Source organism: Butyricicoccus sp. (assembly GCF_050872565.1).
GTDB lineage: Bacteria > Bacillota > Clostridia > Oscillospirales > Butyricicoccaceae > Butyricicoccus_A.
On record NZ_JBNMHC010000066.1, the window covers coordinates 1 to 8,285 of the forward strand.

Annotated in this window: 7 protein-coding genes and 1 pseudogene; all 8 read left to right on the forward strand. The window is 51.5% G+C overall.

From position 1 onward, the window contains the following. Positions 1-484 (forward strand): hypothetical protein (locus tag ACR0P9_RS04430; protein WP_432617704.1); only part of this gene is annotated, 484 nt, incomplete at its 5' end. Positions 485-764: 280 nt separating this feature from the next. Continuing rightward, positions 765-1,181, forward strand: a complete 417-nt coding sequence (gene mraZ / locus ACR0P9_RS04435; RefSeq protein ID WP_432617706.1) for a division/cell wall cluster transcriptional repressor MraZ — start codon at positions 765-767, stop codon at positions 1,179-1,181. A gap of 19 nt (positions 1,182-1,200) precedes the next feature. Further along, on the forward strand, positions 1,201-2,145 hold the full coding sequence (gene rsmH, locus ACR0P9_RS04440) for a 16S rRNA (cytosine(1402)-N(4))-methyltransferase RsmH (RefSeq protein WP_432617708.1): 945 nt from the start codon (positions 1,201-1,203) through the stop codon (positions 2,143-2,145). Positions 2,146-2,164: 19 nt separating this feature from the next. After that, positions 2,165-2,641: a hypothetical protein gene (locus tag ACR0P9_RS04445; protein ID WP_432617710.1), complete on the forward strand. Its 477-nt coding sequence runs from the start codon at positions 2,165-2,167 to the stop codon at positions 2,639-2,641. 165 nt (positions 2,642-2,806) lie between these two features. After that, complete coding sequence (locus tag ACR0P9_RS04450) at positions 2,807-5,119, forward strand: penicillin-binding transpeptidase domain-containing protein (RefSeq protein WP_432617712.1); 2,313 nt, start codon at positions 2,807-2,809, stop codon at positions 5,117-5,119. Between the two features lie 13 nt (positions 5,120-5,132). Beyond that, positions 5,133-6,587: a UDP-N-acetylmuramoyl-L-alanyl-D-glutamate--2,6-diaminopimelate ligase gene (locus ACR0P9_RS04455; RefSeq protein WP_432617714.1), complete on the forward strand. Its 1,455-nt coding sequence runs from the start codon at positions 5,133-5,135 to the stop codon at positions 6,585-6,587. Between the two features lie 24 nt (positions 6,588-6,611). Then, positions 6,612-7,970, forward strand: coding sequence for a UDP-N-acetylmuramoyl-tripeptide--D-alanyl-D-alanine ligase (locus ACR0P9_RS04460; protein WP_432617716.1), 1,359 nt, complete (start codon positions 6,612-6,614; stop codon positions 7,968-7,970). Between the two features lie 24 nt (positions 7,971-7,994). Next, a pseudogene (locus ACR0P9_RS04465) lies at positions 7,995-8,285 on the forward strand (phospho-N-acetylmuramoyl-pentapeptide-transferase); the annotation flags it as partial.

Sequence of the window (8,285 nt, forward strand, 5' to 3'; positions counted from 1 at the left end):
ACAAGCAGATGGAGGGACACGCATGGTAGCTGTTTTGGAAGAACTCATCAATTCGCTCTATGATATGATTCAGGAAGCGCGCAGCGTTCCGCTGAGTGCAGACAAATGTATGATTGACCAGGAAAAGGCACTCGATATTCTTGACGAGATTCGTGCCAATATGCCAAAGGATTTGGAAATGGCACGGGCACTCGTAGAAAAGCGCAATGAGATGGTAGAGGCGAGCAAGAAGGAAGCAGAAGACCTGCGCCGCAAGGCAGAGGATTACGTTCGCAAGACGGTAAATGAAAGTGCCATGATTGCAGAAGCACAGCGTCAGGCGGATGAGATCCTTGCCAATGCAGAGAAGCAGGCAGCGCAAATTCGCGCAACGGTAAATTCGTACTGCACCGAGAAGCTCAATGCAACCGAAACCTGTGCTGCACAGTCGCTGGAAGAAATTCGCAAGTGCCGCGCACAGTTCGAGCAGGTAAGCCCAAAGTAACAGCAAGAATTTAATACAAGCCACAAGCAGAAAGCGGAGATCAGTCTCTGTTTTCTGCTTTTTTCTTCGCCTAGGAGAAGAAGGTTGCATGAGATTCCGAACACTTGTTCGGAAGTTCAAAATTTATTAAAAATCGTAGAAAAAACTCTAATTATTCCCATAAAAAAATGCGGGAGAACCTTGCAATTTAAGATTACAGAAAGTATAATAAAATCATAGTGGGAGAGAGTGGGAGAAATGCCCACACAAAACCACGACTGCGGAGCGGGAGGACGGCAGCGTGAAGGGTGAGTATCAGCATACCTTGGACGCAAAGGGTCGTTTGTTTATCCCCGCTAAGCTGCGCGAACAGCTGGGAGACAGCTTCGTTGTGACGAAGGGATTGGACGACTGCTTGTTTGTGTATCCGCAGGAGGCATGGGAAGAGCTGGAACAGAAAATCCGGCAGCTGCCTATGTCTAAATCCCGAAGCCTACAGCGCTTCTTCCTGTCTTCAGCGGCAGATGTGACCGTGGACAGGCAGGGGCGCATCGTTATTCCGGCTGTGCTTCGCAGCTATGCGAAGCTGGAACGCGATGTTGTTGTCATCGGCGTAGGAGAACGGGCAGAACTTTGGGATGCACGGCGTTGGAACGCTTATACTGACGATTTGGACTCTGAGAGCATCGCGCAGGCGATGGAAGAATTGGGATTTTGAGACGGAGGACTGACGAAAAATGGAATTTCAGCATATTTCGATTTTGCTGTCCGAGTGTCTCGACAGCTTGAACATTCGACCGGACGGCGTATATGTCGACGCGACGTTGGGCGGAGCCGGACATTCGCTGCATATCGCACAGCGTTTGACAGAAGGCGGACGTCTGATTTCGATTGACCGCGATGATATGGCACTGGCTAATGCGGAAAAGCGTTTGGCAGAGGTGCGTGACCGCGTGACACTGGTGAAAAGCGATTTTCGCAACATTGACACGGCGGTTGCTTCGTGTGGTGTGGAGCAGGTAGACGGCATCCTGTTTGACTTGGGTGTGTCGTCCCCGCAGCTGGACATCGCTGAGCGCGGCTTTTCGTACATGCACGATGCCAAGCTGGACATGCGCATGGATCAGCAGCAGGCGTTGTCTGCATATGAGATTGTCAATACATGGGATCGTGCCGAAATTCGCCGCATTCTTTGGGAATATGGCGAGGAGCGGTATGCTCCGCAGATTGCAGCGGCAATTGAACGCGCCCGCGAACAGAAGCCGATTGAAACCACGCTGGAGCTGGCAGATATCATTCGAGAAGCGATGCCGCCGGCAGCCCGCCGAGAAAAACAGCATCCGGCAAAGCGCAGCTTTCAGGCAATCCGCATTGCCGTCAACGATGAGCTGAAGGCGGTGCAGGAGGCGATGGATCGCTCGATTGATTTGCTGGCACCGGGCGGCAGACTGGCTGTTATTACGTTCCATTCGTTGGAAGATCGCATTGTAAAGAATGCCTTTCGCAGTGCCGCACAGGGATGTACCTGCCCAAAGGATTTTCCAGTGTGTGTCTGCGGCAAACAGGCAAAGGTAAAATTGGTAGCACGCAAGCCGTTGCTGCCGTCTATGGAGGAAATCGCTCGAAACCCCCGCGCGAGAAGCGCAAAATTGAGAGTATGTGAAAAAATGCCAAAGAAGTAAAAAGGGAGAGCGAACTCGTATGACAAAAGAAACGCGGCGGAATCAAACGCCAATTCCAATAGATTCCGCGGAGCGGCGTAAGTTGGCACGCAAAAAAGAACGTGCCCGTCTGCGGCGCAGACGCGATCGTATCCGTAAGCTGATTATTGCAGCAGTCTTTGCTGTGTTCTTAGTTGGTGCAGTGGGCACTGTCGTGGGATACATTCAGGTGACAGACCTGACAAAACAGGTGGAAGAGAAAAACACACAGCTCGCGCAGCTGAAAAGTGAATATATTTCTCTCAGAACCAAGAAGGAAAATTCTGTAGATCTTTCCGAAGTGGAGACATATGCAGAAAATGTACTGGGACTGGTCAAGCTCGACCGCAGTCAGGAAGAATATCTGGAGCTACAGAAAAACGATCAGGTACAGGTAAACGAAGGCTCCAGTGGGGTGGAAAAGCTGGCATCCAGTTTTGTGAAGAGCTTCAGTGCAATTTTGTCATTTTTACGCTGATGTATCATATACATAATAAAACGGTGGGAGTGAGAAGCGTGAATAACCTTCTGACTCCTTGTTTTTTGTCATATTGACGATGCAATTGATACATAGTTGTGCTATAATCAAAGGTATTCTTAAAGGGCGGACATTTCGCAGAACAATTGATTGGAGATTAAACGAATGGCTGGAAAACATTCCAACAAAACGAATAGAGACATGCGGTTTCGCCTAAGCTTTTTGATTCTTGTATTTGCTGTGTTGGGCTTTGTCGTTGTAGCGGGTAAGCTGCTGTATTTGCAGGTCATCAACACCAATTTTTATCAGAGCAAGGCGGCGGAAAATCAGACCAAGGATCTGATTATCACTCCGATGCGTGGTACGATTTATGACCGCAATATGACAGATCTTGCTGTCAGCGCGACGACGCAGGAGATTAGCGTTTCACCGGCAGACATTCGCAAGAAGGGCTTGGCGTCGGTTGAGGTCAAGAGAGACAAAAAAGGCAAAGCCATTGCGGCAACCGATGAGGAAAAAGAGGCGGCGTGTCTGACATATCAGAAGCGCGTAGCCAAGCTGCTGGCAAAGTATTTGGAGCTGGATTATAAAGAGACCTTGAAGAAGATACAGCGAGACCAGTCGTATGTCCGCATTGCACGGCATGTCGATGCCGATGTTGCGGATGAGCTGGTTGCGAAGCTCAAGGAAGAGAGTCTCTACACCGGCGTCAGCACCACAGAGGATTCCAAACGCTATTATAAATACGGCAATTTCGCTTCACAGGTGTTGGGCTTTACCAATGATGATGGACAGGGCTTGTACGGCTTGGAGCTGCAATATAATGATGTGCTCAAGGGCGTTGCGGGCCGCGTGGTCAAGGCGACCAATGCACTCGGCTCGGATATGCCGTATGACTATGAGAAATATGTCCCTGCCAAAGACGGCAACGGCGTTGTGACGACGTTGGATGAAGGTGTGCAGCATTATCTGGAAAAGCATCTGGAAGAGGTGCTGGAGCAGACCAGCGCGAAGAAAGGCGTCTGCGGCATTGTCATGGACGTCAAGACCGGCGAGATTTTGGCGATGTCCACCAAGCCGGACTTCGATTTGAACAATCCGCGCGTGATTCCGGAGGAATACACATCTTTGCTCAGCGAGCTGAACAATCTCAGCGGAGAAGAATACGATAAAAAATACAGCGAAATTCTGCTGAATCTTTGGAGAAATAAGGCACTCAACGATACCTATGAACCGGGTTCTACATTTAAAGTATTTACCGTGTCTACTGCGCTGGAAGAAGGACTGGTCAATGACAACAGCACCTTTGTTTGCGGCGGCGCAAAGACGGTAAAAGACCGCACGATCAAATGCTGGAAATCCGGCGGTCATGGCACACAGGTGCTCAAGGATACGCTGGCCAATTCCTGCAACGTGGCAATGATGGACATCAGTTCCCTGATTGGCACGGATATGTTCCGCAAGTACTTTGAAGCATATGGATTCATGGAAAAGACCGGCATTGACCTGCCGGGCGAAGCAACCGGTATTTTCTTTGACAGCATGGGTGAGGTAGACTTGGCGACGGCATCGTTTGGTCAGAACTTCCAGGTTACTCCGCTGCAAGAGCTGAGCATGGTCTCTGCGGTTGCCAATGGCGGAAAACTCGTCACGCCGCATGTGGTGCGTGAAATTGTCGATTCTGACGGCAATGTGCAGCAGACTGTCGACACAGAGGTCAAGAGACAGGTTATCTCCAAGGAAACCAGCAATACGATGAACAGCTATCTGGAAAACGTTGTCTCGCAGGGCACCGGTCAGAATGCTTATGTCGCAGGTTATCGCGTGGGCGGTAAGACTGCGACGTCGGAGAAACAGCCGAAGAGCGATAAATCGCTGCGTATTGCTTCGTTTATCGGTCTGGCACCGATGGATGACCCGCAGTATGCCGTGCTCGTCATGATTGATGAACCGCAGACTGCCAATAAGGGCGGCGGTGCGGTCGCAGCACCGGTTGTCGCGCGTATTTTTGAGGACATTCTGCCGTATCTCGGCGTTGAGGCTATTTACTCGGATGAGGAAGCAGATCGACAGGAAATCACTGTGCCGACGCTCACAGGTCAGTCCGTGGACGATGCGAAGAAGGCACTGGATGATTTGGGTCTCAGCTATACGGTACAAGGCGATGGCAAGAAGGTCACCGATCAGCTTCCGGTAGCGGGCATTTCTGTCCAGCCGGACAATAAGATTGTGCTGTATTGCGGCGAAAAGAAGCCGAAGGATAAGGTAAAGGTTCCGGATGTCAGCGGTATGAGTGTAGCAAATGCACGAGCTGCGCTGACACAGGCCGGATTGTATATGAAACAAAATGGTATTGCCAGCTGGAGAACATCCGGCGCATCTGCCGCAGTGCAGCAAAGCCCATCGGCTGGCAGCGAGGCGGCAAGAGGCTCCGTTGTCACAGTAGCATTTGGCAACAACGTAACGAGTCAGGAGTAATAAGGAGAAAGATATGAAACTGGAAAAGATTCTCAAGGGTGTAGAAATTGCGGAACAGACCGCAGACGCAGCCATGGAAATTGGCGAATTGAAGTATGATTCCCGTCAGGTGCAGAAGGGTGATGTCTTTGTGGCAATCACCGGCTATGCGACGGACGGTCACAAGTATATCGGCAAGGCGATTGAGCTGGGCGCCAGCGTAATTGTGCTGGAGCATGTGCCGGAAGGTGGTATTTCGGTACCATATGTTCGTGTTGAATCGTCCCGCCGCGCGCTGGCAGAGATGGCAGATAATTATTTTGACCATCCGTCGCGCAGCATGACCATGGTCGGCATCACCGGTACCAACGGCAAGACGACCACAACTTATCTGCTCAAGACGATTCTTGAAGCACAGGGCCACAAGGTCGGCTTGATCGGCACCAACCAGAACATGATTGGCGATGAAATCCTGCCGACAGAGCGCACTACACCGGAATCGTTCGAGTTGCACAAGCTGTTCGCAGAGATGCGTGATGCGGGCTGTACCCACGTTATCATGGAGGTTTCGTCGCATTCGCTGGTACTGGATCGTGTTTATGGCATCGAATTCACCGTTGGTGCCTTTACCAACCTGACACAGGATCATCTGGACTTCCACAAGACCATGGAAGCATACCGCGATGCCAAGGCATTGCTGTTCCATCAGAGCAAGACCGGCGTGACCAATCTGGACGATGCGGCTGGCAAGTTCATGCTGGAGCAGAAGGCTTGCCCGTTCCTGTCTTATGGCGAGCATGAGGCGTGTGACCTTCGCGCGGTAGACATTCAGCTTCATGCGGACAGCATCGGCTTTATCTGCGAGAGCGCAGAGGGTAAGACCGAGGTCAAGCTGGGCATTCCGGGACAGTTTACCGTATACAATGCCCTGTGTGCGCTGTCCTGTGCAAAGGCACTCGGCGTATCGGTCGCTGATGCGGCAGACGCCCTGCACAAGGCACACGGCGTCAAGGGTCGTGTAGAAGTCGTTCCGACTGATACCGATTACACCGTGCTTATTGACTATGCCCATTCTCCGGACGGCGTGGAAAACGTGCTGGAAGCAGCACGCGTATTTACTAAGGGCCGCGTCATTGGTCTGTTTGGCTGCGGCGGTGACCGAGACCGCACCAAGCGTCCGAAGATGGGTGCGATTGCGGCAAAGCTGTCCGATTACTGCATTGTGACTTCGGATAATCCGCGTACGGAAAAGCCGGAGGCAATTATTGAAGACATTCTGGAAGGCATGAAGGATACCAAGACACCGTATGATGTCATTGTCAATCGACCGGAAGCTATCTGGCACGCGCTGGATATTGCACAGGCAGGCGACACCATCGTCCTGATGGGCAAGGGACATGAGACCTATCAGGAAATCAACCATGTCAAGCATCATCTGGATGAGCGCGAAGTCGTCGCAGAGTACTTCGCCAAGAAAAATCAGAAGTAAGAGAGAGCGAAAAGGGGAAAATATATGAAGATCATTACGGCTGCACAGGCGGCTGCCTTTGCAGGCGGCACAGTTGTCGGCGATGGAAGCACACAGATTACCGGTATTTCTACCGATTCCCGCTCGATTCCGGCAGGAAGCCTGTTTATTCCGATTCGCGGTGAGCGATTTGACGGACATGATTTTTTGGAAAAGGCAGTAGAGCTGAAAGCCGCTGCTGTCATGTCGGAAAAGGATGTCGATCTGCCGGTTCCGGTCATTCGCGTGCCGGACACGAGAGCGGCTCTGCTGGCTCTGGCTGGCGGGTATCGTTCGCTGTTTGATATTCCGGTTGTCGGCATCACCGGTTCTGTCGGCAAGACGACAACTAAGGAGATGACCGCGGCAGTTGTCGGTCAGAAGTTCCGCACCCTGTATACGCAGGGCAATTTGAATAATGAAATCGGTATGCCGCTGACACTGTTCCGGCTGGAAGAATCCACAGAAGCGGCTGTTGTCGAGATGGGCATGTCTAATTTCAAGGAAATCTCCCGCATGACCGTGCAGGCAAAGCCGAATGTCGCTGTTATCACCAATATTGGCACGGCACATATTGAATTTCTCGGTTCCCGTGAAGGCATCCGCGATGCCAAGATGGAAATATTAGAAGGCTTACAGGAGGGCGGCACAGCAGTTCTCAACGGCGATGAGCCGCTGCTGTGGTGCAAGAAAGATCGCATTGCAGCAAATACTCTGTATTTTGGCATCGAAAATCCGGCATGTGATGTGCGGGCAGAGCATATCGTGCAGGAGGGAGATCACATCAATCTGACCATCGTCCATCCGAATGGCAGCTTTGATGCGGTTATTGGCACCGTCGGCAGACACAATGTCTACAATGCCCTGGCTGCTGCAAGTGTTGGTCTGTGCTTGGGTCTTTCGCATGAGCAGATTGCGGCAGGTCTCAAGGGATTTCAGGATATTCATCAGACCATCACGCAGGAAAACGGATATACTATCATTGATTCGTGCTACAATGCCAGCCCGGATGCGGTCAATGCATCGTTGGCGCTGCTGTCTCAGCTCAAGATTACCGGCAAGCGTATCGCCGTGCTCGGCGGTATGCGAGAGCTGGGCAGCTTTGCGGCGGCGGAGCATCAGCGCTGCGGCAAGAGCATTGCCAAGTGCGCTGATGTTCTGTATGCTTACGGCGACGGCGCAGAGGATTATCGTCTCGGTGCTATAGAGGCGGGTATGCCGGATGCCAATATCCATATCATGCATTCGCATGAGGGAATCGCCGGTGCGCTCAAGCGCGAAGTCAAGGCGGGAGATGCTCTGCTGTTCAAGGGCAGCCGCTATTGGAAGATGGAAAAAGCCTTGGAGCTGTTCCGGGCAAATTAAAAGAGAAAGTCAGGGAAATTGTACATGACAACCATTATCGCTGTGTCGGTCATCGCATCGTTTATTCTTGCGGCAGCAATTGGACCGGCACTTATTCGCTACTTACACAAGATGAATTTTGGACAGAAGATTCTGTCCTATGTACCGGAACATGCCGGTAAACAGAATACCCCGACGATGGGCGGCTTTATGTTCATCATTAGTATCACCGTTGTGACGATCGTCGTTAATGTGACGCTGGTACATGCGCTGTCCATTCAGTCGTTTACCGTTCTGCTGCTGTCGCTGTGCTATGGTCTCATTGGATTTATTGAT

Excerpts from the sequence above, each read along its gene's own strand:
- ACR0P9_RS04445 (WP_432617710.1), top strand. The coding sequence starts at position 2,165 with ATGACAAAAGAAACGCGGCGGAATCAAACGCCAATTCCAATAGATTCC.
- ACR0P9_RS04455 (WP_432617714.1), top strand. The coding sequence starts at position 5,133 with ATGAAACTGGAAAAGATTCTCAAGGGTGTAGAAATTGCGGAACAGACC.
- rsmH (WP_432617708.1), top strand. The coding sequence starts at position 1,201 with ATGGAATTTCAGCATATTTCGATTTTGCTGTCCGAGTGTCTCGACAGC.
- ACR0P9_RS04460 (WP_432617716.1), top strand. The coding sequence starts at position 6,612 with ATGAAGATCATTACGGCTGCACAGGCGGCTGCCTTTGCAGGCGGCACA.
- ACR0P9_RS04450 (WP_432617712.1), top strand. The coding sequence starts at position 2,807 with ATGGCTGGAAAACATTCCAACAAAACGAATAGAGACATGCGGTTTCGC.